Consider the following 25,879-nt stretch of genomic DNA (forward strand, 5'->3'; position numbering starts at 1 on the left):
AATTGGAAATACAAGGAAGACGATGATCAAATGGCACGAACTAAATAAATATCAAAAAGCTGCATTTTGGTGCTTGATAGCTATTGTCGGTTGGTTCTCACCTGAGATTGCACTGTTATTTCATTTTGGTGGAATAGAAGTTGTATTTGCTTTTTTAGCAATGTACAGCTTGCCTATTATCAGAGTAGTGCGTTCTTACCTTCAAAAAATTAGAGAAAAACTGTTACTTGCCTATGTGTCATTTCAAAAAAGTGCCTCTGGTAAACCCAACGTCTTTTTAATGCAAACGGTATTCTGCTGTATTGCAGTTGCACTCACCGGCTCATTCTCTTTTGCAATGGTATTTTTAATGCCAGGAATGATGTTAAACAATATGCTTGTTTGATTGGGTTAAAGTTAGCGAGATACGAGTTACAAGAGTAAAGTTAGCGAGATACGAGAGTAAAGTTAGCGAGATACAAGTTTGTAGGAGGCGTTTCAACGCCGAACAAGTAGCAGCGATTTTACATCGTGCCCTAGAGCCTAAACCCTAGTGCCTAATGTTTTTTCACGCGTTTGTAGGTCGTGCTTTAGCCCGATTAAAGTGTAAAGTTAGCCGGTAGCGTTTTAACGCCGAATAACTAAAATTCACGGATGATGCCGTTCCGTCCAGAGCAATAAAAAACACTGTAAATTATGAATGAATTAATAGAGATAGGTTTAAGCACAGTAAAGCAACATCCGTCTTTACCGTTTTCGATTTACTGCGCTAATGATGAACAACATATTGTAAATGTGCCTATCGCAAACCCATTACTTGTCGTTGTGTTATCTGGCAGCAAAACGCTAATAGATACAGAAGAAGTTAATTGTGATGCAGGTAATTTTGTCTTAATGGCAAATACACCTCAGGTTGCAATGCGCAATATTCCACAAAACTTTGGCTATATTGCGCTATTGATTGAATTTGATTACACCGACTTTGAGTGTTTGAAATATCAAGCCGGGGCAAAGAAAAAGTTTATTACAGGGCAAGTCGATCCACTGTTTAAAATGACTTTAAAACAATTTATTGAATGGGCTGCAGTAACACCACCACAATTATGGCCAATTAGAAGACAAGAGCTGCTGCAAGTGCTATTTTCTCAGGGATTCAAAGACTTAGGTTCTATTATTGAGCCACCAACACTGACCCACAAAGTACATACTATTATCGCTGGTGATTTAACGCGTGATTGGGATGCAAGCAGTATTGCAACGACGTTAGCGATGAGCGAATCGACACTCAGAAGAAAGTTAACCGCAGAAGACAGTAGTTTTCAGTTAATTAAAGATAACGCACGTTTAAGCCATGGACTACATTTGATTCAAAGTAGCTCACAATCTATTGGCACTATTGCCCAGCAATGTGGTTTTTCGTCGCAATCTAGATTCACCGATAAGTTTAAACTTTTGTTTAATACGACTCCAACAGCCCTTCGTAAAACAATAATGAGCGAAGCAGGCTAATAATTGACAGTTTTGGTACTAATTTGATCTGTCTTTGCTAGGTATTATGATTATTCTTATTAATCGGAGAATATTATGAAATCATCAACATTGAAAATTGCTACACCGTTATTTCTGCTATGTTTATCTGGCACCACATTCGCTGAGACATTTACTCTAACAAGCAAAGACATTGCCCATGGTGACTTTATGGGGAGTGCGCAAGAGTTTAAAGGGTTTGGTTGTAATGGCGATAACCTTTCTCCACAACTTGCTTGGCAAAATGCACCTAAAGGAACTGAAGCATTCGCATTGACCGTTTATGATCCAGATGCGCCTACAGGGAGTGGCTGGTGGCATTGGCAAGTTGTGAATATCCCTAAGTCGGTATCAAGTTTAGCAAGCGGTGCAGGCAGTGCAGAGAAGAACGCAATGCCAAAAGGCAGTGTGCAGATCACAAATGATTATGGTTTCAAAGGCTTTGGCGGCGCTTGCCCTCCAGTAGGCCATGGCGCTCACCGATATCAATTTACACTACATGCGTTATCACAAAAACTTGAATTACCGGAAAACGCATCAGGTGCGTTGGCAGGCTATATGATTAATGCCTATTCACTTGATTCAGCAACTATTGAAGCGCTTTATAAGCGTTGAGAGAGTAGCGAGCTGCAAGAGTAAAGTTTGCGAGGTACGAGAGTAAAGTTTGCGAGATACGAGAGTAAAGTTAGCGAGATACGAGAGCAAAGTTAGCGAGTTACAAGTTTGTAGGAGCGTTTTAACACCGCACAAGTAGCAGCGATTTTACATCGCGTCCTAGAGCCTAAATCCTAGTGCCTAATGTTTTATAGCGTAGGCGTGAAACTTGTTTCGCGCGTTTGTTTTTAAATAGTCGCGGCGGAAAGACGCCGCTACTTGTGAAACTATATAGGCTCAAAAATCAATGACTCGCAACTTTAATCTTCTTTCTTTGCTTTTTTCGCGAGAATTTCAACTTCGGCTTTTTCAGTTACACCTGCCATACTAAGGGCTGTGCTGCCTACCGATTCATATTCCAGTTTGATTTTATCGAGTTTGGCGTCGTTCTTGTCTGGCAAACTTAAGCTACGTGATGACATTCCTTTGGTTAAAACACCAAGGTTATCAAATACTTTTTCTTCACCGTTGTTCATAACGACTTTAATTTTTTTAAGATTCACCGTGCCATGAGTGCATTTGATTTTAATATGGCTGTAGTTGCTGCTGGTGATTGGGTTAACGGTATCGGTTTCGCTTTTGTAGCTGACTTTTTTCTCAGCAATCGTTTTCCAGTCGTCATCACTTGCTAGGCTTTGTACGCTGGTTAAGGCTAAAAATGTTGTTAAAGCGATGAGTTTGACTATTTTCATTTGATTCCCTCCAAAAGTTATCATCATTTAAATTTATAGCATATAAACAGATTGGTTGCCTATGCAAAGTTCATAAAATAGAACCAAAAGCATTTTTTAATCGTATTAACTAATACGTTATAAATTCACCAACCTTAATCAGCATGCTATGCTAGTAAAGTGTCTATAAGTTTATGGATTTTCAATGAGATATTACTTTTGTTTAGTGGCTTTTTTACTTTCGACTTCGTCAATTGCCAGCGCTCTGCTGGATGTAAAGCCGAGCAATAAAACGCAGTTTTTGGCACTGATAAAAGACAAACAAGGTGATTACAAAACAAAAGAAGGCAGTGATGCGGTTTGCCAAAACGCATCTTTTTCATTGATAAAAGAATCAACGCAAGGCTTTAGCTTAGGGACGTTAATCGATTTTAGTGACTTACATAACGGCACGCAGGTAAAAAAGATACCACACTTTTGCGTTGTCAGTTCGAAGTTAAAATACTTCGTAAATGGCATTGTTAGAACCAAGCGATATTTTCGCTGTGAAAACGAAGACGATAACGGTTCAACAACAGAAGATCTGCGTTTTAAAGACAATGGCAATATCACTTATACACTGAGTAAACCTGATGTTTCTTGTGTGTTTGAAAAGCAATAATAGTTTTCCTCATACAATTTTAAGCCTATGATGGGCTTTATTTTTAATTGAAAATCTTATGACTAGCCAACTTATTCAAGCATTTTTAGTGCTTGCTGCTTTTTACATAGCAAGCCTTATTATTGACCGCGCTATTAAACAGTTTCAACGTCGCTTTGATTCAACCGCTCTTGAAACTTTTCGGCTTATTTCTAACTCGCAGCGCGCTATTTTATTATTCATAGGTATTGTGCTGGCGTTATCGAAACTGGGTTTTGACGTAGCCGCGTTAGTTGCCGGCTTAGGCCTAACAGGCTTTGCATTGGGTTTTGCGTTGAAGGATGCTATTTCAAACCTAGTAGCAGGTGTGATGATTGTGCTTTATAGGCCCATTAAGCTTGGTAATTACATTGAAGTGAGTAATTCAAAGGGCATTGTTATCGACCTTAATCTGCGCTATATCACAATTAAAGGCGAGGGAGCGGTGCATTTAATTCCTAACTCTTTAATTTTAAGTAATAAAGTGTCAATCATTGATCGCGAAGACGATTAAGCACAAATTTTAGCTATAAAAAAAGCAGCCTAGGCTGCTTTTTTAAGTTTTAGCAAATTACATTTGAGATTGCAGGTAATTCTCAAGTCCTGCGGTTTTGATTAACTGCTGCTGTGTTTCAAGCCAATCAATCTGTTCTTCTTGCTCATCTAAGATGTGATCAAGCGCTTCACGGCTGATGTAATCTTTTTTCTCTTCAGCAAGTTTAATTGCCGCTTTAAGATCAGGTAATGAATCCAGTTCAAAGCTCATATTCGCTCCGATCATTTCTTCAGAGTTTTCACCAATACGTAGGCGACCTAAATCTTGTAAGTTTGGTAAACCTTCTAAAAACAAAATACGTTCAATTAAACGGTCGGCGTTTTTCATTTTTTGAATAGATACTTTGTAATCAGCTTTATCTAATTTTGAAAAGCCAAAATCTTTAAACATACGAGCGTGTAAAAAGTATTGGTTAATACCTACTAATTCATTCGCTAATACTTTATTAAGTGCAGCAATGACGCTTTTATCGCCTTTCATACAATTAGCCTCTATTCGCCCATTTGAGATTGATGGTAGTTTTGGCTACCAATTTTGTCGATTAGACCAAGCTGTTGTTCTAACCAGTAAACATGATCTTCTTCTGTATCAAATAATAGCTTTTCAAGCACTTCGCGTGACTGATAGTCTTTTTCTTCTTCACAGATAGCAATTGCTTCTTTAACACAGTCAACAACTTCTAGCTCAAGTGTTAAATCATTTTGCATCATGCTTTTAACGTCTGAGCCAATTAATAGATCACGACGTTTAGTCATGTTTGGTACGCCTTCTAAAAATAGAATACGTTTGATCAACCAATCAGCGTGATCTTTTTCTTCTTCCATTTCGTGGTTAAGACGCTCATACAGCTTATTTAGGCCCCAATCATCATACATACGAGAATGAATAAAGTATTGATCTATAGCGGCTAATTCGTTTGCGAGTAGTTTGTTAAAACTATCGATGACTTTTTGGTTACCTTTCATAATGCTGTCCTCGAATTCCAAGTTGCGGTAATTGTAGTATATAAAAACAAGATTGCAAACTTTTTCCTTTGTAAATCAGTTGTTTACTATTGAGTGTGATTCTCGTTTAAGTTTGCGTTAATGGTTGATAAATGAACAATCTATCGTTTCTATTCTTAAATGAAAAAAGCCCTTACTAAGAAGGGCTTGTTGTTCTTCATTAAAGTAATTTAGAAGCTATAAGTTGCACCAAGTGTAACAGTGGTACCTAAGCCTTTAATGTTATAGCCACCATAGGTGTATGACTGGGCACGGGCAGGGTAGTAATCATTATTGAATAGGTTTTCTACCCCCATAAACGCTTGCCAGTTTTTACTAAAGTTATAACGACCGCTTAGGTTAAATAGGTTGTAACTGCTAATTGGCCCTTGGTCGCCAACATAGTCACCGTCTGCATTTGGTTCAAAGCGTTTGCGAGAACCCACATATAAATAACTTACCGTCAGTGATAATTCATCATTAGGTTGCCAGTTTAAGTTAGCAGTGCCTTTAGGTGGGCTAATTTGGCGCGAGCCTAAGTAAATGTCGTCTTCGGTGTTTTTACCTTCAACATAGCTGTAAGTTGCAACCAGTTTTAGAGTTGGGTTAATTTTATAATCAACCAGTGTTTCGTAACCCCAAATCTCTTGCGGTGCACGTACCGGCTCATACACACCGGTTACTTCATTAAAGCTATTCGTGGTGCCAAATTCTGATGTACTACGGTAAGCTGCAAATTCAAAACGTAAGTCATCAAACTGTGAGGTAAAACCAATTTCATAATTATCGATGATTGATGCTTCTGTTTGAATTAAACCAATATCGTTTACCGTTGCAGCACGTAATAGGCGGCCAATATCTGAGATATCAGACCCTTGTGAATAATTGGCAAACGGGCTGAAGACCTCAAGTAAATTGTATTTCACACCCACGTTATAAGTGGTTGCATCGTAATCTATGGTATCACCTTTTACACTTAGCGGTACTGAGCACTGTGTTTCAGAGCGGCAAAGCTTTAAGGTTTCGTAGTCATCAACGGTTAAATCAATGCTCTCTTGGCGCACACCCGCTTTAATAACTAAATCATTATTGATAACCCATTTTGTTTGTAAAAAGCCAGCAAGACTTTCCATATCCATTTCTGGTACCCAAACACGGCCATCTACAAGTGGCTGAGACGTCACATCATTCAGTGCATCCAGGCCATAAATGAAGGTAGCTTCAACATTGTCAAAATCTACAAGGGTATTGAAGGTAGCGCGTGCACCTTTCTTTTCAGAGCGAATAATTGATTGGCCGCCTTCGTAGCCTTCGTCTGGGTTAGCTAAGTTTGTAGAAAAGAAAAACACATTCTCGATGTCTTGCATGTAAAGGTCGAGTGTCATTTGGGTATTAGTAAACAGGGCGTAGTCTGTGTATTTTAAGGTAATGTTTTCGTTACCGTCTGGGCCTTGTGGTTTACCTTGCTTTTGCAGCTCTTTAGGTACATGTATGGCATAGGTTTTTTCGCCATCATTAAGATCCCCTACAACATCCCCTAAATCGGTTTTTTGTTGAGAGCTAAAGTAGTTATAGCTAAATTGCAGTTGCTTCTCATCGTCAAAATCATAACCAAGTTTGGTGAAGTAGTTTTCGGTTACTGCATCAGATAAACCGTACTGTAAGCCAAGAATATCGCCTTCAGCGTCACGTTGAACGCCATTTTCTTCGTAACTTGCGGTGAATAAATAGCTAATTTTATCAGCACGACCATTAATTGCCGCGGAGACTCGCGCACCAGCGCTTTCTTCTAACTTAACTGCACTAAAGCGTGACGATAGGCTGATCTCACCTTCTGGCTGACCATCACTTGTTGCTTGTTTTGTGATGTAGTTAATAATACCGCCCGATGCGCCATTACCATAAACAGAGGTAGCACCTTTAATTACTTCGATACGCGTAATGGCACTTGGGTCGAGTGTTTTAACTCCTAACGAGCCGTTTCTGAGAGGTGTAGATTGTGGCACCCCATCAATCATCACAAGTGGTGCACGGCCGCGTAAACTCTGACCTGTATTACTCGAACTACCTGTATCTGGTGCAAGGCCTGGTACCATTTGCGCCAATAAGCTTTGTAGTTCTGGATTAACTTTTAAATGCTCTTCAATTTGCTGTTGGCTAATAATCGTGACGGAAGCGGGTACTTCATCAATGCTTTCAAATACACGGCTGCCTGATACAACAACGTGTTCCATTTCTTCTGCGGTAAGTTTTTTATTGATGGCTTCATCAGCAAATGATTGGCTGCTTAGTGCAAGAGCGACCAGAGTCAGTGAAGTTTTTAACATGCTTGTCCTTGTTAAATCAGTATTTATTATGTGATTGTGCGGCAGTCTAAATGTAAAGAAGTGTAAAGGCAAGGCTAATGATAATTATTTGCAATAATAAGTTGGCAGGTTTTAGTCATTTGTATTTGCTTGCTTAAGCCAAAGGGCTTAAATGGAGAGTCATGATAAATAGGGGATTGTCGTGTTTAATAGCTACCAAGTAACTGCAGATTAAAGCTGCTTTAGCTTAAAAAACGTTTCAAGTCATCAGGTATAGGCATTGGTTTGAAAGGGCTAACATTAGTGCCGCCGGTGTTACCGAGTGGGACCCATATACGCGAAAACACAATTGACGCAGCCATGCGAGCAAACTGACCAATTATTTCCTTGGCATTATGGGTTTTAAAACCAATTTTACACATCCACCAATGCGAGTAAGTATGCGCAATGATATAGCTTTGACCCAGAATATGAGCTCGCTCTAAGTGATAAAAAGCGGTTGTGTAATCTGCTTTCTCATAACTCGTTTTAGCCAATATCATTTCGGTGTTAAAGGCATGTTTAAGCTCACTATTCATGGCGAATGTCATTTTCAGTAATGGTTGTTTATTTGTAATGCCGTTTGTACCAAAAGTAAATACCTGAAATTGTGAAAAATAACGGTGACAAAGCCAATAGTAACCACAGTAATTGCACGATAGGGCCTGCAAAATCACCAATATGAAACTTATATTTAAAGTTCCATGTTTGCGTGGTCCATGAGCTTTGGCTGGCATCATAGCTTGCAACAATATCTGCTGAATATGGGTTTGCCCATACCCAACTATAGGCATGGCTTTCACCCGGGTTTTCTATTCTAAAGCCTATGTTATCAGTTGGTTTTTTCGGTAAATAAATTCTAAATAACTTACCCTCCGGAAATACAGTTTGTGCGTTATCAAACGCTTTTTGCACTTGTAAAGGCGTGTCCGCTAAAGGGGGAATAACGGCTGGCGGTTTAGGTCTCTCTTCAACAGTGCCTTGCATCACAAATTCTAATACGGCTTTGGTTTGTTCTTTCCAATGAAACGCCATACCTGTGTAAGCAATTAAAATGAGTGGAATTAAAAAATACACACCCAGAACGGTATGTAGCTGATACATCAGCACTCTAAATTTTGCTTTACGCTTAATAGCCAAGCGCTTCATGCGATTTTTTGGTTTAACCCAAATATAAAAACCGAGCAGAATTTCAATAATAAGAATGAGCGCACACACCGAAACCCAGTTTCTTAATGGGCGGTTTTTATCGCCATCTTCATATAGCAGCCAGCGGTGCAAAGCCATGGTAAAGCCATAAATCGTACTGTAGTAATCGTACTCATGTAACACTTGGCCGTTGTAAGGATTTACACTGACATAGCGGTTGTTTGCCAACTGTAATTGCCAAGCAAGATCACTGCGCTGATCAGGCATTAACAGGGTAACTGGTTGTTTAGTTGAAGCTGAAACGTGTTTTATGAGGTCATCAAAATCAAGAGCTGAAGCCGCTGGTTTTACCGTCCATTTATCGCTTTGAGTAAGGTATTGAATGTCTTTTGCGTAAATAAGCAACGCACCGGTCAAACTTAAACAAATCAAAAATAAACCGCTTACTAAGGCAAGCAATAAATGCGTACGACGTAACCACAACTTCAACAAGGTTTGTTCCTTCAGTTTGCTGTTAAAACAAAACTGAATAGTAAATGATAACGCGTAACATTTACACTAAAACTTGTTCAATAGTGCAGCTTTCAATTGCAAAGTTATCATGTAAGAAGTGACGTATTTCATCGTTATTGATGTTTTGCTTGGCACTAAACTTGAGCTCGCAATGAACGTGATGATCGTCTATTTGCCACGTTTTGAGGTAATCAATATTAGTGATGGCAAATTGGGTTTTCAGCTCCGTAGTAGCTGCTGTTAAAGCAAAATTATCAGGGGCTGCCTGCATTAAAATTTTACTGCTCGCTAATAGCAGCAAAATACCATGGTAAATGACATACACAGAAATCAGCATAGTGGCAATTAAATCAACAATATACCATTGATAAAGAATAATTAAGGTACCAGCTATGATCACCACCACTGAAGCTAATGCATCAGACACATTATGTATAAACGCAGCACGAATATTCATGCTGTCTTTAGCACCTGCTTTGTAAGTTAAAAGGGCGGTGACAAGGTCAATAATGAGCGCAAGTCCAGCGACCCAAATGATGATCCAACCATCAATGGGCTCAGGGTTTAAATAGTTGGAGATAGCTTCAACAATTAAGTAACCACCAATCACAATTAAACTTAAGCTGTTAAATAGGGTTGCTAAAATTTCAGCGCGTTTATAGCCGTATTGATAACGATCATTAGCAGGTTTAGCACCAATTTTTCGGGCGATTAGGGCAATGAATAACGACGAGGCATCACTTAAATTATGCAGTGCATCAGCAATTAACGATAAACTGCCAGAAACAAGGCCGCCAATCACCTGAGCGACAGTTAATAACACATTGATTGCAACTGCCAGCATGAGTTGGCGGGTGCTTTGGTTATTTGTATCGTGATGATGGTGGTGTCCGTGTCCCATAGAAAATACCGAGTTATTGATTTGCTTTATTTTTATACCATGCGTGCCGTGGTATTGAAATGTTTGTAATGCATTGTTCGTGTACAGATTATAATTTACTGTTCAAATGCCGGTAGATTTGTTAGTTTAGCGCCGTTGTACCAATTTTTAGTTCTAATTTTTAGGCTCAATGTGAAAGCTGCATTTTTTATTTTGATTAGCGTATTATTGCTCCAGCCACTGCTGGATAGCTTTGATGTGGCCGATCATAATGCTGCGTTTAATCACACCTCGGTACTGTTATCAGAAGAAATTGACCTTGAAGCCCATTGCACTGCCAATGGCGATCACCAGTTACATCAATCAGAGCATGCCGAGCTTAGCAAACAGTTGTCTGACTCAGCCGAAAAAGGCCATTGTCATGTTTGTCACAGCCCTGCGTTTGTCGATTCGCTGCAATTGTCTGAACCTACTGGTATCTATTTCACTAAAATCGAATCACTTGATTTCAACTTCAAATCGGCTGACTTAGCACCGCTACATCGCCCACCTATTTTAGCTCTTACTTAATCAAAAACCCTTTTTAGATTTTTTGGGCTTAGCCCATTTTAAGTAAGAGACACTCTATGTATTTAAGAAATTTTATGCGTTACGCATTGCTGTGCGTATGCTATATGACTGTGACAAATATTTATGCGACAGAACAAGCGCATAATCATCAAGAAAATGAGCAAGCTGAGCATGCTAATGAAGTCAGTTTAACTGAGCAGCAACAGCAACTAGCTAATATCAAGGTTGAGCGCCTTGTGTTGAAAAAACACAAGCAAACCTTGTATGCACCGGGGGAAATTAAAGCCAATGGCTACGTCAGTTATGTGGTGTCACCTCGTGTTGATTCTATCGTTGTAAAACGCCATGCCTTATTAGGGCAGCATGTAAATAAAGGAGACTCTTTAGTCACTTTATTTAGTGGCGAAGTAGCCAGCCAGCAAACTGAATTTAGATTAGCAGAAGCCGAGTGGCAACGTGTTACTAAAATGACCGCGGGCACAGTCAGCGAAAAACAAATCTTAACTGCCAAAGCCGAGTATGAAGTCGCCTATAGCCGATTAGTTGCCTTTGGTTTATCAAAACAAGCTATTGCACAAACACTCACCATAAGCCCAGAAAAACTCGGTGAATACACCTTGTTTGCACAAACATCGGGGGCTGTTTTAACCGATAACTTTGCCCAAGGTCAGCGAGTTGATTCGGGGATTGAGCTGATGCTAATAGCCGATGAATCTGCGCTTTGGGTTGCTGCTCAGCTTTCAGCTAATCAAGACCGTACTATCAGTAATGGCTCTACGGCGCTGTTGGAAGTTAACGGCAATCGTTATCAAGCAAGGGTTATTCAAGAAGCACATACCATTGATAAACAAACACGCTCACGAACCGTTAGGCTCGAGGTAAAAAACACCCAGCATAGTTTGCACCCAGGCATGTTTGCGGATGTGTATTTTCATTTTGAAACAGACCAAGAGGTACTTGCCGTACCTGAAAACGCGTTAACACGTAGTGCAGATGGTGACTGGCAGTTATTTGTCGTTGATGACGATGGTGGCTTTGCTGCCCAAGAAGTAACCCTTGGCAGAAGTTTTGGTGATTATCGTGAAGTATTAGGTATTAAAGCCGGGCTTGAAGTTGTCACCCAAGGTGCTTTTTTTATTGCATCACAGCTAGCTAAAGGCGGATTTGATCCGCATAACCACTAGAGGTGACGCATGTTTAATTTATTAATTGAGGCGGTGATAAAGAACCGTCTACTCGTGGTATTGGCCTTACTTGCAGCGATTGCAGTGAGTGCATTTATGATCCCAAAACTTAATTTAGATGCTTTTCCTGATGTGACGAATGTGCAAGTTGCGGTGAATACCGAAGCACCAGGGCTTGCGGCTGAAGAAGTAGAGCAACTGATCACATACCCGATAGAAGCAGTTATGTATGCGCTGCCCGATGTAGAGCAGGTGCGTTCTATTTCTAAAACGGGGTTATCGGGCGTCACTGTGGTGTTTAAAGAAGGTGTTGATATTTACTTTGCTAGGCAACTGGTTTTTGAACGTTTGCAGTCTGCTAAAGAGCTGATCCCAGATGGTGTGGGTATGCCAACCATGGGCCCTAATACATCAGGACTTGGACAAGTCTACCAATATCTACTTGAAGCAAAGCCAGATGCCAACATTGATAGCATGGCACTGCGTAGCTTAAATGATTGGGTGGTTAAATTACTTATATTACCCATTGATGGTGTGACCGATATTCTGTCATTTGGCGGTGAGGTTAAGCAGTATCAAGTGAACATAAACCCCAATAAGTTACTTGCTTATGACTTAACACAGCAAGATGTTAGTAACGCACTAGATGCTAACAACAGTAATGTGGGTGGCTGGTATATGAACCGTGGTCAAGAGCAGCTTGTTATTCGTGGTACAGGTTGGTTTACCCCAGGCGAAAAAGGGCTTGCTGAGATAGCACAAACACCTATCAAAACCATTGATGGTACAGTCGTTAAAGTGGCTGATGTTGCGAATGTTGAGCTTGGAAGTGAAATTCGCCAAGGCGCTGTCACCTTATCTAAACGCAATGAACAAGGCGAAATAGTCAATCGTGGTGAAGTGGTGACTGGTATCGTGCTGAAAAGAATGGGCGCTAATACCAAGCAAACTATTGATGGCATTAACGCGCGTGTCGAGATGATAAATCAAGCACTGCCAAAGGGGGTTGAATTTAAAGCCATTTACGACCAAGCAGAGCTTATTAGCCAAGCGGTACAAACGGTTATTGATGCACTGCTTTTAGCTTTTGTGTTTATTATCATTGTATTAGCGCTATTTTTGTTGGATTTAAGAGCAACATTTTTGGTGTTACTGTCAATCCCTATCTCGATTGGCTTAGCATTGAGTGTAATGGCATGGCTTGGCTTGTCGGCAAACTTAATGTCGTTAGGTGGGATTGCTGTTGCAATCGGTATGCTGGTAGATGGCTCTGTTGTGATGGTTGAGAATGTATTTAGGCACTTAGGGCTTAAGCATAACCAACATAAGCCTTCTTCGCAGCTGGTTGCTATTGCTGCAAAAGAAGTCGCACGGCCCATCTTTTTTGCCTCTTTGATCATACTAACGGTATTTTTACCGCTGTTTAGCTTTGAAGGCGTTGAGGCCAAGTTATTTCAGCCAATGGCTGTAAGTATTATGCTTGCGATTATTAGCGCTGTGATCGTTGCCTTGGTTGTGGTGCCAGCTCTGTGCGTGTACTTATTTGCCAAGGGCGTGACAGTAAAGCAAAGTATTCTGTTAAAACCGATCGATATCCTTTATCAACGGGCTTTACAAAAAGCATTGCAGGCTAAACGTAGCGTTTTAGCTATAGCAGGGTTATTACTGATTGTAGCGGCTGTTATCCTTCCAAGGTTGGGTACTGAATTTGTGCCAGAGCTTGAAGAAGGCACTATTAACCTACGTGTGACACTAGCTCCATCTGCAAGTCTCGATACGGCAATCTTAGTTGCACCAAAGCTTGAAGCCATGTTGCTTGAATTTAGTGAGGTGGAATATGCGCTGAGCCGAATCGGTCGGGCTGAAGTAGGGGGAGATCCAGAACCAGTTAACAACATTGAAATCTATTTAGGCTTAAAACCTCATGAGCAATGGGTAAACGCGAAAACGCGTGTCGAATTACAGCAACTAATGGAAGCCAAGCTTGAGCAGTTCCCAGGGCTTTTGTTTAACTTTTCACAGCCTATAGCAACCCGAGTAGATGAGCTTTTATCAGGTGTTAAAGCGCAATTGGCCATAAAATTATTTGGTAGTGACCTAGGCGTTTTAACTGAAAAAGGCCAACAAATTGAGCAGCTAGTTCAGCAAATACCTGGCGCTAAAGATGTCGCTATGGAGCAAATAGGCGGCGAAGCGCAGCTGATAGTTAAACCTAACCGTTTGGCATTGTCGCGTTTTGGCTTATCGGTGGCTGATTTAATGGATGTAGTTCAGCACGGTATTGGCGGGCAATCCGCAGGGCAAATCATTAATGCCAATGAGCGCTATGATATTTATGTGCGTATAGTAAAAAGCTTTCGCCAAAACCCAAATGTGATTGCTGATCTTCGACTGCAAACCCCCACGGGTGCCATTGTAAGGGTGGGGGATGTAGCCGATGTACAAATTGAGTCTGGCGCTCCGCAAGTTCGTCGCGATGATGTTCAAAGGCGGGTGGTTATTCAAGCGAATGTGCAGGGGCGAGATATGGGATCTGTAGTTGCCGATATACGCGCTACCATTGCCGATAAAATGCAGTTACCTAGTGGTTACAGTGTGGCGATTGGCGGTCAGTTCGAAAACCAACAACGGGCACAAAAGCGGCTAATGATAGTAGTGCCAGTGGCCTTGTTACTGATTGCGTTATTGCTTTATTTTGCTTTTAGTAACCTATCGCAAGTGGTGCTTATTCTTGTCAATGTTCCCTTGGCTGTAATTGGTGGGGTGATTGCATTATATGTCTCTGGGCAATACTTATCTGTACCCAGTTCAGTAGGGTTTATCACACTTTTTGGTGTTGCTGTATTGAATGGTGTGGTGATGGTCGAAAGTATTAATCAAAGGATTAGTGCAGGAGATAGCAAAGATAAAGCAGTATTTGAAGGCGCTGTTTCACGGCTAAGACCCGTACTGATGACCGCGCTTACCTCAATGCTTGGACTAATTCCAATGCTCCTAAGCACAGGAATAGGCGCCGAAATACAAAAGCCCCTTGCAACGGTTATTGTTGGCGGCTTGGTCAGTGCAACCTTTTTAACTTTATTTGTACTTCCGGTACTTTATAAGTCGATGAGTAAATAAAGCATAATGGGGCTAACTTTTAGTAGCCCCTTTTTTAATGCCGTGTATTTCTGTAAAGGGCGTTTACACCATGCTAAAGCCCTTATAAACTGGGCGTTACAATAATGATGTAAAAAAGGAATACAGAGTGAGTAACGCAATTACAATTCGTCCGGCAGTCGCAAGTGATGCTGCAACAATCCTACATTTTATTACCGAACTTGCTATTTACGAAAAAGAACCCGACGCAGTTAAAACAGACGAGCAAGCTATTTTAAAAACGTTATTCAGTGAAGGCGCAACGGCGCATAGTGTTATTTGTTTAGACGGCGACACACCAATTGGCTTTGCTGTGTATTTTTATAATTACTCAACCTGGCTTGGTAAAAATGGTTTGTATTTAGAAGATCTTTACGTCAGTGCTGACAGCCGTGGTAAAGGCGCTGGTAAGCAAATTATGCAATATCTCGCTAAACAAGCACTCGAAAAAGACTGTGGTCGTTTTGAGTGGGTGGTACTTGATTGGAATAAACCAGCCATTGATTTTTACGACAGCATTGGTGCTAAACCGCAAAACGAATGGATTATTTACCGCCTAACAGGCCAAGAGCTTATCGACTTTGCGCATCAATAAGTAATGTTGCTATAAATAAAAATTAACAAATAACAATATAAATAAAAATCATTTGCATTTGATCTTTTCTGTGTGTAGTTTAAATACACATAGAATGATTGGTATAAGTGCAGGTGATTTTTATGACTCAAACAACACGCCACACACCGTTAACTTCGCACGCCATTGATGATGCGCTTGCTCCTTGGCAAAGTGCTATTTATCAAGGCAACTTAGCATTTGAATCTGGCGAGCTTATTACTGCGCGTGATCATTACACGGTTGCAAGCAGCTGCGCCGAAACACTACTGGCGCAATTTTCTAATATTCCAATCAACCATTCGGTAACTCGCTCGTTAGAGCATTGTATTGCAGCATTTGTTGTTGCCACTTTGAATCTTGCCGACACCTTTAAAGTCATGCAAAAACCCGATAAAGCATGCACCTGGCTTTGTCATGCTCATCAACGATTAAGCGTGCTATTAAATCACCCAGAGCAGCAAGTTCGCACCTTGGTGCTGCACCATCATCATAAAACCTATTATGAGCTGGTTAAGTTTGCGAGCATGGCATCGGCATTTCCGGCACTTATTAACCGAATCAACCAGCTATTAGCTGACCATCCCCATAAAACGCAGTTATTACATTAACGATAAGGAATCAGTATGCCTTTTACATTACCCGATTTAGCGTATGACTATGATGCACTTGAACCGCACATTGATGCGAAAACCATGGAAATACATCACACCTTGCATCATCAAACCTATATTAATAAAGCGAATGCTGCACTAGAGGGCAGCCATTATTCAGAGCAAGATGCTGAAACATTACTCCGCACTATTTCATCAATGCCTGAGTCTTTACAAAAAGCAGTACAAGAGCATGTGGGTGGTCATCATAATCACTCATTATTTTGGCAAGTTATGTCTCCTAATGGCGGTGGTACGCCAAGTGCAGAGTTAAACACTGCAATAGTTGATACATTTGGTAGCTTTGACGCATTTAAAGAGCAATTTACTAATGCCGCGGTAAGCCGCTTTGGTAGTGGCTGGGCGTGGTTATGTGTTGATGAAAATAACCAGTTGGTCGTTGAAAGTAGCCTCAATCAAGATAGCCCACTAATGAATAATCAAACGCCTATTTTAGGGCTTGATGTGTGGGAACATGCGTATTACTTGAAGTATCAAAATCGTCGCCCTGAATATATTGCTGCATTTTACGAAGTGATCAATTGGCCGGAAGTTGAGCGCCGATATCTAGCAGCAGTTAAATAGCTGTTTAAATAGTTAAGGTCCGAAACTGGCTAGTCAAAAAATAATATTCAGTTAAGCTAAGGGTATTAGCGTGTAACGAGAATAATTATGACTAGCCAACAATGGCAAACAGCAAGGCAAAGCCGCGACCCACGCTTTGATGGGGTGTTTTTTGTGGCGGTAAAAAGCACTGGCATTTATTGCAGACCCATTTGCCCTGCACCAACGGCACAAGAAAAGAACGTTGAATACTACCAATATGCGCACTTGGCTGCGCAAGATGGTTTTCGACCCTGCATTCGTTGTCGCCCAGATAGTGCACCGAATAGCCCCGCTTGGCTAGGTACTAAAACCACCGCATTACGTGCAAAACAACTGATTGATAAAGGTGAGGCTTACGACTGTGAGGTTTTAGCAGACAGGCTAGGGGTGTCGAGTCGCTATTTACGCCGTTTGTTTAACCAACATTTTGGACTGTCGATCACCCAGTATCGATTATTTAACCAATGCAATTTTGCCAAGCAGCTATTACAACAAACTGATTTGTCGGTAGCTGATATCGCTTTTGCGGCAGGCTTTAATAGTATTCGTCGTTTTAATGATGCTTTTTTAAAGCAGTTAAATATTGCCCCTTCAAAGTTACGCAAGTCAGATAAAAAACCAGCCTCAACATTAACTCTAACACTGGCATTTAGGCCGCCTTATAACTGGCAAGCACTCCATGATTTTTTGCAGCGCCGTTTAATTAGCGGCCTAGAATGGTTGAGCGCAACAAGCTATGGTCGCACTTTTAAAGATAAATATTGCCAAGGGCAATTCACAGCGCATTTTGTTGAGCATAAAAACCATTTTAAAGTAGCAATTGATATTGATAACACCCGCTATTTACAGCAAGTGATCCATAACATTCGCCGTGTGCTTGATTTAGACGCCGACACGCACACTATTGAACAGCATTTAGATGCAGAGCTTAGAGGCGCGATGCCGCTTTGTGTTGGGCTGCGTTTGCCGGGAATTTGGTCAGACTATGAAGCGGGCATACGTGCGGTACTTGGTCAGCAAGTGAGTGTTACAGCAGCTCACAATCTCGTTACACAGCTTGTAAGTGAGTTTAATCAGCAAAGTAATAACCACTATTTTCCAAGCCCTCATTGGGTTGCTAATTCTGAACTCGATTTTTTTAAAATGCCACAATCACGCAAAGATGCGCTACGGCGTTTAAGTGCCTATTGTCAGCAAAACCCAGATAATCAAGAGCTTGATAATTGGTTAGAGCTCAAAGGTATTGGCCCGTGGACCGTTAATTACGCCAAACTACGCGGTCAAAGCCACCCTGATATTCTATTGGCGGGCGACTTAGGGGTTAAAAAAGCCCTCGCTGGAATCTGCGAATTTAATAGCGAGCACTGTGCGCCATTTCGCTCTTATTTAACTTTTCAACTATGGCAACAATTATGAGTATGCAACAAGTTATTATGCCAAGCCCGATTGGCGATATAACCATTCAAAGTACATCAAAAGGCGTCAGTTACGTTGGCTTTTACCCGGTGGTTGCAATGCAAACAGAGGTTGTTGATGAGCACACCCTTACACCCATTTTAATTTGTATAAGTGAGCTTAATGAATACTTTAACGGTGAGCGTATACGTTTTACAGTACCCCTTGATACCCAAGGTACTCACTTTCAAAGGCAAGTGTGGCGTGCGCTGATGGATGTTGAGTTTGGTCAAAGCAAAAGCTACCAAGATATTGCACTTGCCATTAATAACCCAAAAGCGGTGCGTGCAGTGGGCGCTGCAAATGGTAAAAACCCGATTAGCATTATTGTGCCGTGCCATCGAATTATTGGTGCAAACGGTAAACTCACAGGCTATGCAGGTGGCCTTGAAAGAAAAGAGTGGTTACTGAAACACGAAGGCTTGTTATAAAACAGCAATTTTACTGGGACAACGATTGAGGTAATAAGAGTAAGGTAATAGATGATGTTGTCGCGCGATTAAGGTAGCATATTGCGACTTTAAAATTTGGGCAACATCATGGCACAGCTGTACTTTTATTATTCTGCAATGAATGCAGGCAAATCTACCACACTTTTACAATCTGCATTTAACTACCGCGAACGTGGTATGGAACCGGTTATTTTAACAGCGGCTATTGATGATAGAGCAGGTGTTGGCAAGGTGTCTTCACGTATTGGTTTACAGGCTGATGCGCATATTTTTGATGCAGATAAAGATGTATTTGAGCTAATCAAATCATTAAATGCAGAGCAAAAGCGCCATTGTATTTTAGTTGATGAGTGTCAGTTTTTATCAAAAGACCAAGTAATGCAATTAACAGATGTGGTTGATGAGCTTGGTATTCCGGTGCTGTGTTATGGCTTACGTAACGATTTTAGAGGTGAGCTATTTAGTGGTTCACAATACCTACTTGCCTGGGCAGACAAACTAATTGAGTTAAAAACAGTGTGTCACTGTGGTCGTAAAGCTAACCATGTACTGCGTACTGATGAGCATGGCAATGCGATTGCAGACGGTAATCAGGTAGAAATTGGCGGCAACGACCGATATGTATCGGTGTGCCGCAAACATTATAAAGAAGCGTTAAATCTCGGCCGCTAATGCCGAGATAAAGCTATCAATATCTTGCTTAGTGACGCCTAAATGGGTCACTAATCGCAGTGGTTTACCCGGTGAAAACAGCATATTTTGCTCTTTTAGTGCATGTGCCACTGCTTTTAAATCGATATGTTCGGCAACATTTGCGTAAACAATGTTGGTATCGATTTGAAAAGTTGACGTATCAAAACCAGTTAACGTGTTTAACTGCTCAGCTAAATACGCCGCGTTATCGTGATCTTCAGCAAGCCTTGCTACGTGATGCTCAAGTGCATACTGGCCAGCGGCTGCCAGCATACCCGCTTGGCGCATACCACCACCAAGTACTTTACGCCAGCGGCGTGCTTTATCAATCAGTGCTTTGCTACCTAGTAATAGTGAGCCAACAGGCGCACCGAGTCCTTTTGATAAGCAAATAGACACTGAATCAAAATACTGGGTGATCTCAGTGATATCAACACCTAACTTAACCGCCGCGTTATACACGCGGGCACCGTCTAAGTGCAGAGCAAGGTTATGTTTATCAACACACTCTCTGGCTTCTTTTAGATAACTTAGCGGGAGAACTTTGCCACCAATGGTGTTTTCTAAGCTAAGTAGTTTGGTTTTAGCAAAGTGAAAGTCATCAGCTTTAATTGCAGCCACAACTTTGTTTAAATCTATGCTGCCATCGGCATTATTTTCAATTGGTTGTGGTTGAATAGAACCCAATACAGCGGCACCGCCACCCTCAAATTTGTAGTTATGCGCTTGTTGACCACAAATATATTCGTCGCCACGCTCACAATGTGCCATCAATGCTAGTAAGTTTGCTTGCGTGCCAGAGCTGCAATAAAGGGCGCTTTCGAAGCCATGGCGCTCAACAGCAAATTGTTCAAGTTGATTAACGCTTGGGTCGTCACCATAAACGTCGTCGCCTACTGGGGCGTCATTCATGACCGCGCGCATAGCTGCTGTTGGTTTTGTAACTGTGTCTGAACGAAAGTCGATCATCTTATTATCCTTATACTAGTTCGTTAAGAATGGCTTCGCGGTCGGCTTGGTCAAAATAGCTCCAAGCAATAAAGCGACTGATTTTTTGGCCTTGTGCCATTTTTATAACTTTTACTTCTTTCACATCAAGTGTGCTAAGTAGCTTTTTTATATGCGGTAAAGTGTCAGACTTAGAAACAAGCGATGTAAACCAAATACATTGCTCTGCAAACTCTTGGCTCTCAATGCACATTTTACTGATAAATTCGCGTTCACCGCCTTCACACCAAAGCTCGTTTTGGCGGCCACCAAAATTAAGCGCTTTTTGTGGCGCTTTGTTTAGGTTTTTCCATTTACGCTCAGTACCTGCTTTGGCCTGTTGCTCGCTGGCATGAAACGGTGGGTTGCATAAAGTTAGGTGAAAAACATCTTTATTCGATATCACGCCCTTAAACATTTTATCGGCGTTGTTTTGCTGCTTAACATTAATTTTCAGGCGGTTGAATTGCACGATTTGTTTGGCAATTTTAACAGACAAGGCATCAATATCGGAGCCTGTGAAGTGCCAGCCATATTCGTGATTACCTGTAAGCGGGTAAATCACATTTGCACCCGTGCCTACATCAAGCACTTTTACTTGCTTACCCGTCGGAATATGCCCTTGGTTATCGCTTGCTAATAAATCAGCCAAGTGATGAATGTAATCCACTCTGCCAGGAACCGGTGGGCAAAGGTAGTTGTCGGGTAAATCCCAAAAATCGATTTTATAATGGCTTTTTAATAACGCTTGGTTGAGGGTTTTAACCGCTAATGCATTGGTGAAATCAATGCTATCAGTGCCCGCTGGCGTTTGCGTTATATAAGGTGTTAGGGCAGGAGTATCTTTGCATAGCAAAGTAAAGTCGTAGCCATTTAAGTGGCGATTTCGCGGATGCATTAAGGAAAACCTATCTGTTAGCCATATCAAAGGCTGATTGTACCAAATAAATCTTAGCTCTGAGTTAGTTTGCGGTGGATATTTTTGCTTAGTAGCATTAATACATGCTGAGCAAAAATAAGTTGAAAACTGATTGAGTGGATTTACTCAAAGTATGGGTTACTTGAGGTTAAGCGCGAAAGAACGGGCATATTGGCCATGATACAAGCAACTAAAATTAGTGTTTAAAAATTTCTACTCAAATTGGGTACTACCATAAGACATTTAAAGCTGATAAATTCGTAAGTGATTCAATCAAGGAAAATAATAAAAATCATGGTTAAAAAGATACTTAAAGGAATTGGTATAACATTTTTAGTGTTAATTAGCTTATTTGTACTTTTAGCAATTTGGACTGCGAATAAATCCTCTGCCTACAAAGAAACTGCTATTCCTTACCTAAATTCAGCAATTACAGATATCTCTCAATGGGACCCTCAGACTCTCAAAAACTATATGACCCCATCATCAATTGAAAATGCCACAGATGAAGATATTTCTAAAATCATGCGTGCATTCTCAAAGTTGGGCGAATTAAAAGAACTAGGTGAATTTGAATTTATAAATGTTAGCTCTAAAGCTGTTACCGGAGGTGGTTCTGGTACTTATGTTACTTATTTAATTCCAGCTTCATACACGAATGGAGACGCAAAAATAACTGTCACGTTAAAAGAAGAAGGTGAGTCATTCTCTATTTATAACTTCAATTTAAATTCGATGGCACTGATTGATTAAGTTTAGGGGGAAGAGTAACGACTGGTTTCATTGTTATAGCCTTTTCGTGAATAGTTGATGAGCCAAAATGTCACGTATCAATGCAAAAAGGACTATATATGCTATCGCAGGAACCCTCTACTAGACCCTTAATGGGTTAATATTGTGTTTGGAAAGCCATAACAACAAGGAAGCCAATGAAACAACTATTCGCGGTGTGTTTATTCATTTTTATATCTTTTACATCTCAAGCAATGGGAAATACTGAGCAAGCTGAAAAAGTACCATTTGCAAAATCAGATGAAAGGAATGAGCAAAATAACCTAAGGCTTTACGAAATTTTTGTTCCTAAGAAAAATGGTGATCTTTTTTTAACAGAGATTAATTTGTACAAAGAGAACGAGCAAAGTGTTAGCTTAAAATTTGAAGATGCTCACATTTACCCAGATTTTAAAGAAACTTACATCGTTATTAACCCTAACTTGGTAAACACTTTCGAGATTTATTTAAATTACTCAACAACCAAATATGGTGGCCTTGTGATGTGTGGCGGTAATAGAGTAAAGCTAAATATCAATGATTTATTATTCGTTGAAAGCCCTCCTGAAGTTATCCCACCACCGAGGAAACCATAGCAGATTTTGCATGATATAAATTAAATTACTTTTAAAAAACATTGTTGTAAGGGTTAAAAGGTAAGGTTATGGTTCGTTGTCGGTAGTTAAACAGAGCTGTAAAATATTTTGCTGCATTTTTGAATGGTTAAATCGGTTTCAATATGATTTAGTTTTATCAATAATAGCAAGCGCAACTGTTTGTGTTTAAATAGTTTATTTTCAAAGGAATGTTTATGTCTAAAATTAAAAAAATAGTGATAGCTGTAGTAATTGTGCTAAGCCTTGGCGCAATTGCTAAACAATACAATGAGCACAATCACACAGAGATGGCAATTAAAGAGTGTGGCAATAAAGACAACGTCGCCAAAGTCGACTCTAAAGGTTTTGAGTGTAAAGACTAATAGACAAATACGCTGTTAGGTGAGCAAAGGTGAAGCTGTCATCGCTATCCAAATTATTAAATGAGCACATATCTCCAGAAGTGTTTCTAGGAGAGTTTATAACTGAATTTTCAGATTATGAAAATAAATTGGATATCAAAGGTTCTTCTATTGCTCTCGATATCATTGAAGATGAAGAGATTGTTATATCTTTTGCTGATATAAAGAAACTATGTGAATTGTTCATTCAAGATAAACTAAATAAAAATCACTTATGCTTTATCGCTGATGCTCTTCAACTATGTGATTTAGTTGATTTTGAAGAGGAAGGAGTTTCTGACTACGTAGCTGAATTAACAGATCCAGAAATTAATGGTGTTTTTACAAAACAACGAGCTATTGAAATAGTCGAAAAGTTCACCTAACAAGGCAATTATAGGTGGGATGTCTAAAGCTTGGCTGGTGCTCCTTCGTCGCCAATTTTAGCCAAGCTTAACACGTTCCATATTATGGGGTTAGCGAGCATGATGAAATATTTCTTAAATTCTAAATCCCTTTTGCTGCTCATAGCTCTTAGTCTAGCGATATGGGGATATTTTGTGTTGCTAGGTTATATTGGGGATCCGCGTGTAGTTGATTCGAGTTTAGATAGTGATGAGATGCACATATGGGAAACTTTGCTTTTCTCCCTATCGCTATTTTCCCTTCTTTATCTTTGGGGATGCTCGATAGTTCATTGCTTTAAAAATAAGAGCAAACTTTTTGCCGTAATCATAGCCTTTATTTGGCCCCTGAGTTACTTGTATAGCTTATATATTTTAGGAAGTAATTTCAGGAAGATTGACACTCGCTAAAAAGCTACTGAAGTGCGACTAGTAACATTTTACTCAGTTTCGATTAGCTACACATTTTAGCCAACTATTACTTGCTCTTCTGTGAGGCGAAATAACCTTTGTAATATTGGTTTGCTTTAATGCTTTTTTAATCGCTTTTCTAACACATGTAGGGTGGAAATGGTGGCGACGTATCTCGCCAGTTTCTGGGTCATCACTTAATTTGTAGGAAGGAAATAAGTATTGCCACGCTAGTGATTTATTAGCTGAGGGATATTTACGAGTTAAAGCGTTATGCATCCACACACCTGCGTATCGCTCGTTTTGTAAATCTAATCTTAAATATTCTTCAACTTGCAAAATTTGATTTCTAAGTAATGGGATCAACTCCGTTGCAAGAGTAACTATACGCTGCTTGTTGACTTTTCCGTTCCAAATTTGAATGCATTTGTAATCAAAATCAATGTCCTTTACTCGCAATTGCACCGCTTCCATCACACGCAAACCACTTCCATACATTAACCCCGTGATTAAGTAATATCGCTTGGAAAGATGACTCATCAATTGCTTTACTTCATCAGGCGTCATCACTACAGGCAGCTTGGGTTGTCGATTACTTCGTGCAAAATTCAAGTTTAAAGAAAGCTCATTTTTGACAATATGTTTATATAAAAAAGCGAGCGCATTTAAAGCTGCACTTTGTGTTCTAGGTGACATATTACGTTTTAATACAATATGGTCTAAAAACGCTTTGACTTCTGCATCTCCCATTGAGCTTGGGTGACGTTTGTTGTGAAAGTGAATAAATTTTGCGATCCAACCTAAATAAGCATTAATTGTTCTTAATGAATACTGACGAGTGAGCATATAGTCTGCAATGTAGTTTAAATAAGGAGAGCGAGTTTTTATTTTCATTCCTTTGAAATGAAGCTGTATATATATACAGTTTTAGCTCAGTCGCTCGTATAGTCAAGAAAACGACCCAATCGCTCGTTTTTATCATGAGGTAAAAGCGAGAATTCCTAAATTTTAATAACACTGGTAATTAGTTAACAAGTTTGTTAGAAATAATCTAATAAGAAAAACGAGCTACGCTGTGGTAGAAAAACGCGCGATTAGCTCGCTATAAACATGTTAAGAGTAAGTATGTCGGAGCAATATTGCCCAAACTGTAAAGAGAAGACTTTTGTTTGGTCGCTTGATGAAAAGGCCAACAAAAATACACTATGGCACTGCTCGTCATGTGATTTTCACGCTGAAGAGAATGAGTTCTTGGAAAGCACATGCAGTAAGTGCAGTACAAAAAATTTAATGTATCTTAAGTCTGGTGGTGAGTTTTTTAGGTTCTGTACTAACTGCCAATATAAAGAAAAGGCAGGTTCATGGTAGCAAACCTCACTCTTAACAAACCGCTCAAATTCGTTCCGGCCACAAAAAAAAACGTGGCCTCCACCGGACTCGCTATCGCTCGCCGTTTAGCGGGGCGTTATATAACCTCGAGGAATTGATGTGAAGTGTAAGATTTTATTTCTATTCTCTCTATTGATGATATCGAATCGACTGTGTGCGGAGTCTATTTCTGAAAAGTTCTCTATTGAGCCGGAAGAAATGAGAGTTATTGAGTTTGATATTGGCTATTCAGACCTTAATGCAACAAACCAATTAAAGCTGGATGAACATGTAAAGTTCTTAAAGCAGTTTCCCTCAATAGTTTTGGAGATTAAGGGGGTTGCCAGCGAAACTGAATCAAATGGAGTAAGTTCAATTTCTCTAGCTGCTGAAAGAACTACCTCGGTATCTAATTATCTAATTGCAAATGGAGTTTCACAGGCTCAGCTAGTTTTTAGTGCTTCAGTAAATGAGTTTAAGCTGTCAAAAAAAGGCAGTAATGAAAAACAGTCATTAGTTCAGTTAAAGTATTAAAGGTTATATAACAAGCGCATTAATGAATGGACGTCTACAGCTTGGCTGGCGCTCGTTCCTCGCTAATTTTAGCCAAGCTTAATCCGCCCATTATGCGGGCGTTGGTATGACTCCCCATGTCAAGCAGGGTACACCGATCCCTGCCTAAACTTTTAAGCCTTTAATAATCTGTCTTTCACCCAATAAAG

The 25,879-nt window shown here is 40.2% G+C and carries 29 protein-coding genes; 19 read left to right on the forward strand and 10 right to left on the reverse strand.

Going from position 1 to position 25,879, the window contains the following annotated elements; all coding sequences use genetic code 11:
- The first annotated feature begins 22 nt into the window (after positions 1 to 22).
- From C2M25_RS19260 to C2M25_RS19270, 3 genes are all read left to right on the forward strand, one after another.
- Positions 23 to 385 carry a hypothetical protein gene (locus tag C2M25_RS19260; RefSeq protein ID WP_062568001.1) on the forward strand — a complete coding sequence of 121 codons (363 nt, stop codon included), beginning with the start codon at positions 23 to 25 and terminating at the stop codon, positions 383 to 385.
- A gap of 290 nt (positions 386 to 675) precedes the next feature.
- Complete coding sequence (locus tag C2M25_RS19265) at positions 676 to 1,488, forward strand: helix-turn-helix transcriptional regulator (RefSeq protein ID WP_063707334.1); 813 nt, start codon at positions 676 to 678, stop codon at positions 1,486 to 1,488.
- A gap of 75 nt (positions 1,489 to 1,563) precedes the next feature.
- On the forward strand, positions 1,564 to 2,121 hold the full coding sequence (locus C2M25_RS19270; protein WP_063707332.1) for a YbhB/YbcL family Raf kinase inhibitor-like protein: 558 nt from the start codon (positions 1,564 to 1,566) through the stop codon (positions 2,119 to 2,121).
- Positions 2,122 to 2,420: 299 nt separating this feature from the next.
- On the opposite strand, the gene C2M25_RS19275 is transcribed toward C2M25_RS19270, so the two are convergent.
- Complete coding sequence (locus C2M25_RS19275; protein ID WP_063707330.1) at positions 2,421 to 2,852, reverse strand: hypothetical protein; 432 nt, start codon at positions 2,850 to 2,852, stop codon at positions 2,421 to 2,423.
- 184 nt (positions 2,853 to 3,036) lie between these two features.
- On the opposite strand from C2M25_RS19275, the gene C2M25_RS19280 reads away from it, so the two are divergent.
- Both C2M25_RS19280 and C2M25_RS19285 read left to right on the forward strand, forming a co-directional pair.
- Positions 3,037 to 3,492 (forward strand): hypothetical protein, encoded by a 456-nt coding sequence (locus C2M25_RS19280; protein ID WP_062565578.1) that lies wholly within the window; start codon positions 3,037 to 3,039, stop codon positions 3,490 to 3,492.
- Positions 3,493 to 3,550: 58 nt separating this feature from the next.
- A complete protein-coding gene (locus tag C2M25_RS19285; protein WP_063707328.1) occupies positions 3,551 to 4,024 on the forward strand; it encodes a mechanosensitive ion channel family protein in 474 nt (157 codons plus the stop codon).
- Positions 4,025 to 4,081: 57 nt separating this feature from the next.
- Here the strand turns inward: C2M25_RS19285 and bfr (C2M25_RS19290) are convergent, their stop codons facing one another.
- The 6 genes from bfr (C2M25_RS19290) to C2M25_RS19315 all read right to left on the reverse strand — a co-directional run bounded on the left by bfr (C2M25_RS19290) (position 4,082) and on the right by C2M25_RS19315 (position 9,957).
- Entirely contained in the window at positions 4,082 to 4,546 is a 465-nt protein-coding gene (gene bfr, locus C2M25_RS19290) for a bacterioferritin (protein WP_105173457.1), read from the reverse strand.
- Positions 4,547 to 4,557: 11 nt separating this feature from the next.
- Positions 4,558 to 5,031: a bacterioferritin gene (bfr, locus tag C2M25_RS19295; protein WP_063530309.1), complete on the reverse strand. Its 474-nt coding sequence runs from the start codon at positions 5,029 to 5,031 to the stop codon at positions 4,558 to 4,560.
- A 209-nt stretch (positions 5,032 to 5,240) separates the two neighbouring features.
- On the reverse strand, positions 5,241 to 7,376 hold the full coding sequence (locus C2M25_RS19300; protein ID WP_105181905.1) for a TonB-dependent receptor: 2,136 nt from the start codon (positions 7,374 to 7,376) through the stop codon (positions 5,241 to 5,243).
- Between the two features lie 221 nt (positions 7,377 to 7,597).
- Positions 7,598 to 7,933: a DUF3703 domain-containing protein gene (locus C2M25_RS19305; RefSeq protein WP_062565931.1), complete on the reverse strand. Its 336-nt coding sequence runs from the start codon at positions 7,931 to 7,933 to the stop codon at positions 7,598 to 7,600.
- A gap of 28 nt (positions 7,934 to 7,961) precedes the next feature.
- Positions 7,962 to 9,032: a PepSY-associated TM helix domain-containing protein gene (locus C2M25_RS19310; protein ID WP_105173793.1), complete on the reverse strand. Its 1,071-nt coding sequence runs from the start codon at positions 9,030 to 9,032 to the stop codon at positions 7,962 to 7,964.
- 64 nt (positions 9,033 to 9,096) lie between these two features.
- Entirely contained in the window at positions 9,097 to 9,957 is an 861-nt protein-coding gene (locus C2M25_RS19315; RefSeq protein WP_105181906.1) for a cation diffusion facilitator family transporter, read from the reverse strand.
- A gap of 171 nt (positions 9,958 to 10,128) precedes the next feature.
- On the opposite strand from C2M25_RS19315, the gene C2M25_RS19320 reads away from it, so the two are divergent.
- The 9 genes from C2M25_RS19320 (at position 10,129) to C2M25_RS19360 (ending at position 19,279) form a co-directional block, all read left to right on the forward strand.
- Positions 10,129 to 10,506: a hypothetical protein gene (locus C2M25_RS19320; protein ID WP_105173455.1), complete on the forward strand. Its 378-nt coding sequence runs from the start codon at positions 10,129 to 10,131 to the stop codon at positions 10,504 to 10,506.
- Positions 10,507 to 10,562: 56 nt separating this feature from the next.
- Positions 10,563 to 11,690 (forward strand): efflux RND transporter periplasmic adaptor subunit, encoded by a 1,128-nt coding sequence (locus C2M25_RS19325; protein ID WP_105181907.1) that lies wholly within the window; start codon positions 10,563 to 10,565, stop codon positions 11,688 to 11,690.
- 9 nt (positions 11,691 to 11,699) lie between these two features.
- On the forward strand, positions 11,700 to 14,810 hold the full coding sequence (locus tag C2M25_RS19330; RefSeq protein ID WP_105181908.1) for an efflux RND transporter permease subunit: 3,111 nt from the start codon (positions 11,700 to 11,702) through the stop codon (positions 14,808 to 14,810).
- Positions 14,811 to 14,937: 127 nt separating this feature from the next.
- On the forward strand, positions 14,938 to 15,423 hold the full coding sequence (locus C2M25_RS19335; RefSeq protein ID WP_062565571.1) for a GNAT family N-acetyltransferase: 486 nt from the start codon (positions 14,938 to 14,940) through the stop codon (positions 15,421 to 15,423).
- Positions 15,424 to 15,545: 122 nt separating this feature from the next.
- Positions 15,546 to 16,052, forward strand: coding sequence for a hypothetical protein (locus C2M25_RS19340; protein ID WP_105181909.1), 507 nt, complete (start codon positions 15,546 to 15,548; stop codon positions 16,050 to 16,052).
- Positions 16,053 to 16,067: 15 nt separating this feature from the next.
- Positions 16,068 to 16,679 carry a superoxide dismutase gene (locus tag C2M25_RS19345; protein WP_105181910.1) on the forward strand — a complete coding sequence of 204 codons (612 nt, stop codon included), beginning with the start codon at positions 16,068 to 16,070 and terminating at the stop codon, positions 16,677 to 16,679.
- A gap of 87 nt (positions 16,680 to 16,766) precedes the next feature.
- Positions 16,767 to 18,116: a DNA-3-methyladenine glycosylase 2 family protein gene (locus C2M25_RS19350; RefSeq protein WP_105181911.1), complete on the forward strand. Its 1,350-nt coding sequence runs from the start codon at positions 16,767 to 16,769 to the stop codon at positions 18,114 to 18,116.
- A gap of 2 nt (positions 18,117 to 18,118) precedes the next feature.
- Entirely contained in the window at positions 18,119 to 18,586 is a 468-nt protein-coding gene (locus C2M25_RS19355; protein WP_105173792.1) for a methylated-DNA--[protein]-cysteine S-methyltransferase, read from the forward strand.
- Between the two features lie 108 nt (positions 18,587 to 18,694).
- Complete coding sequence (locus C2M25_RS19360) at positions 18,695 to 19,279, forward strand: thymidine kinase (RefSeq protein ID WP_062565567.1); 585 nt, start codon at positions 18,695 to 18,697, stop codon at positions 19,277 to 19,279.
- Here C2M25_RS19360 and ltaE read toward each other — a convergent pair.
- Together ltaE and rlmF are read right to left on the reverse strand one after the other, a co-directional pair.
- Positions 19,262 to 20,269 carry a low-specificity L-threonine aldolase gene (gene ltaE, locus C2M25_RS19365; RefSeq protein ID WP_105173448.1) on the reverse strand — a complete coding sequence of 336 codons (1,008 nt, stop codon included), beginning with the start codon at positions 20,267 to 20,269 and terminating at the stop codon, positions 19,262 to 19,264. The genes C2M25_RS19360 and ltaE overlap by 18 nt on opposite strands.
- Before the next feature lie 10 nt (positions 20,270 to 20,279).
- Entirely contained in the window at positions 20,280 to 21,185 is a 906-nt protein-coding gene (gene rlmF / locus C2M25_RS19370) for a 23S rRNA (adenine(1618)-N(6))-methyltransferase RlmF (RefSeq protein ID WP_105181912.1), read from the reverse strand.
- A gap of 315 nt (positions 21,186 to 21,500) precedes the next feature.
- Between rlmF and C2M25_RS19375 the strand changes: the two genes are divergently transcribed.
- The 4 genes from C2M25_RS19375 to C2M25_RS19385 all read left to right on the forward strand — a co-directional run bounded on the left by C2M25_RS19375 (position 21,501) and on the right by C2M25_RS19385 (position 23,360).
- On the forward strand, positions 21,501 to 21,959 hold the full coding sequence (locus tag C2M25_RS19375) for a hypothetical protein (protein ID WP_054563847.1): 459 nt from the start codon (positions 21,501 to 21,503) through the stop codon (positions 21,957 to 21,959).
- A 176-nt stretch (positions 21,960 to 22,135) separates the two neighbouring features.
- A complete protein-coding gene (locus C2M25_RS19380) occupies positions 22,136 to 22,573 on the forward strand; it encodes a hypothetical protein (protein WP_105181913.1) in 438 nt (145 codons plus the stop codon).
- 215 nt (positions 22,574 to 22,788) lie between these two features.
- Positions 22,789 to 22,956, forward strand: coding sequence for a hypothetical protein (locus C2M25_RS21875; protein WP_188729789.1), 168 nt, complete (start codon positions 22,789 to 22,791; stop codon positions 22,954 to 22,956).
- Positions 22,957 to 22,985: 29 nt separating this feature from the next.
- Complete coding sequence (locus C2M25_RS19385) at positions 22,986 to 23,360, forward strand: hypothetical protein (RefSeq protein ID WP_105181914.1); 375 nt, start codon at positions 22,986 to 22,988, stop codon at positions 23,358 to 23,360.
- Positions 23,361 to 23,822: 462 nt separating this feature from the next.
- Here C2M25_RS19385 and C2M25_RS19390 read toward each other — a convergent pair whose 3' ends face one another.
- Positions 23,823 to 24,677, reverse strand: a complete 855-nt coding sequence (locus tag C2M25_RS19390; protein WP_325051050.1) for an integron integrase — start codon at positions 24,675 to 24,677, stop codon at positions 23,823 to 23,825.
- 600 nt (positions 24,678 to 25,277) lie between these two features.
- Between C2M25_RS19390 and C2M25_RS19400 the strand changes: the two genes are divergently transcribed.
- Positions 25,278 to 25,691 (forward strand): OmpA family protein, encoded by a 414-nt coding sequence (locus C2M25_RS19400; RefSeq protein ID WP_105181916.1) that lies wholly within the window; start codon positions 25,278 to 25,280, stop codon positions 25,689 to 25,691.
- The last annotated feature ends 188 nt before the right edge of the window (positions 25,692 to 25,879 follow it).

Origin of the sequence: Pseudoalteromonas sp. T1lg21 (genome assembly GCF_002964625.1) — a bacterium.
Classification (GTDB): domain Bacteria; phylum Pseudomonadota; class Gammaproteobacteria; order Enterobacterales; family Alteromonadaceae; genus Pseudoalteromonas; species Pseudoalteromonas gelatinilytica.

Coding starts and splice junctions, on each gene's coding strand:
- C2M25_RS19260 (WP_062568001.1), top strand. CDS start 23: ATGATCAAATGGCACGAACTAAATAAATATCAAAAAGCTGCATTTTGG.
- C2M25_RS19265 (WP_063707334.1), top strand. CDS start 676: ATGAATGAATTAATAGAGATAGGTTTAAGCACAGTAAAGCAACATCCG.
- C2M25_RS19270 (WP_063707332.1), top strand. CDS start 1,564: ATGAAATCATCAACATTGAAAATTGCTACACCGTTATTTCTGCTATGT.
- C2M25_RS19275 (WP_063707330.1), bottom strand. CDS start 2,852: ATGAAAATAGTCAAACTCATCGCTTTAACAACATTTTTAGCCTTAACC.
- C2M25_RS19280 (WP_062565578.1), top strand. CDS start 3,037: ATGAGATATTACTTTTGTTTAGTGGCTTTTTTACTTTCGACTTCGTCA.
- C2M25_RS19285 (WP_063707328.1), top strand. CDS start 3,551: ATGACTAGCCAACTTATTCAAGCATTTTTAGTGCTTGCTGCTTTTTAC.
- bfr (WP_105173457.1), bottom strand. CDS start 4,546: ATGAAAGGCGATAAAAGCGTCATTGCTGCACTTAATAAAGTATTAGCG.
- bfr (WP_063530309.1), bottom strand. CDS start 5,031: ATGAAAGGTAACCAAAAAGTCATCGATAGTTTTAACAAACTACTCGCA.
- C2M25_RS19300 (WP_105181905.1), bottom strand. CDS start 7,376: ATGTTAAAAACTTCACTGACTCTGGTCGCTCTTGCACTAAGCAGCCAA.
- C2M25_RS19305 (WP_062565931.1), bottom strand. CDS start 7,933: ATGAATAGTGAGCTTAAACATGCCTTTAACACCGAAATGATATTGGCT.
- C2M25_RS19315 (WP_105181906.1), bottom strand. CDS start 9,957: ATGGGACACGGACACCACCATCATCACGATACAAATAACCAAAGCACC.
- C2M25_RS19325 (WP_105181907.1), top strand. CDS start 10,563: ATGTATTTAAGAAATTTTATGCGTTACGCATTGCTGTGCGTATGCTAT.
- C2M25_RS19330 (WP_105181908.1), top strand. CDS start 11,700: ATGTTTAATTTATTAATTGAGGCGGTGATAAAGAACCGTCTACTCGTG.
- C2M25_RS19340 (WP_105181909.1), top strand. CDS start 15,546: ATGACTCAAACAACACGCCACACACCGTTAACTTCGCACGCCATTGAT.
- C2M25_RS19345 (WP_105181910.1), top strand. CDS start 16,068: ATGCCTTTTACATTACCCGATTTAGCGTATGACTATGATGCACTTGAA.
- C2M25_RS19350 (WP_105181911.1), top strand. CDS start 16,767: ATGACTAGCCAACAATGGCAAACAGCAAGGCAAAGCCGCGACCCACGC.
- C2M25_RS19355 (WP_105173792.1), top strand. CDS start 18,119: ATGCAACAAGTTATTATGCCAAGCCCGATTGGCGATATAACCATTCAA.
- C2M25_RS19360 (WP_062565567.1), top strand. CDS start 18,695: ATGGCACAGCTGTACTTTTATTATTCTGCAATGAATGCAGGCAAATCT.
- ltaE (WP_105173448.1), bottom strand. CDS start 20,269: ATGATCGACTTTCGTTCAGACACAGTTACAAAACCAACAGCAGCTATG.
- rlmF (WP_105181912.1), bottom strand. CDS start 21,185: ATGCATCCGCGAAATCGCCACTTAAATGGCTACGACTTTACTTTGCTA.
- C2M25_RS19375 (WP_054563847.1), top strand. CDS start 21,501: ATGGTTAAAAAGATACTTAAAGGAATTGGTATAACATTTTTAGTGTTA.
- C2M25_RS19380 (WP_105181913.1), top strand. CDS start 22,136: ATGAAACAACTATTCGCGGTGTGTTTATTCATTTTTATATCTTTTACA.
- C2M25_RS21875 (WP_188729789.1), top strand. CDS start 22,789: ATGTCTAAAATTAAAAAAATAGTGATAGCTGTAGTAATTGTGCTAAGC.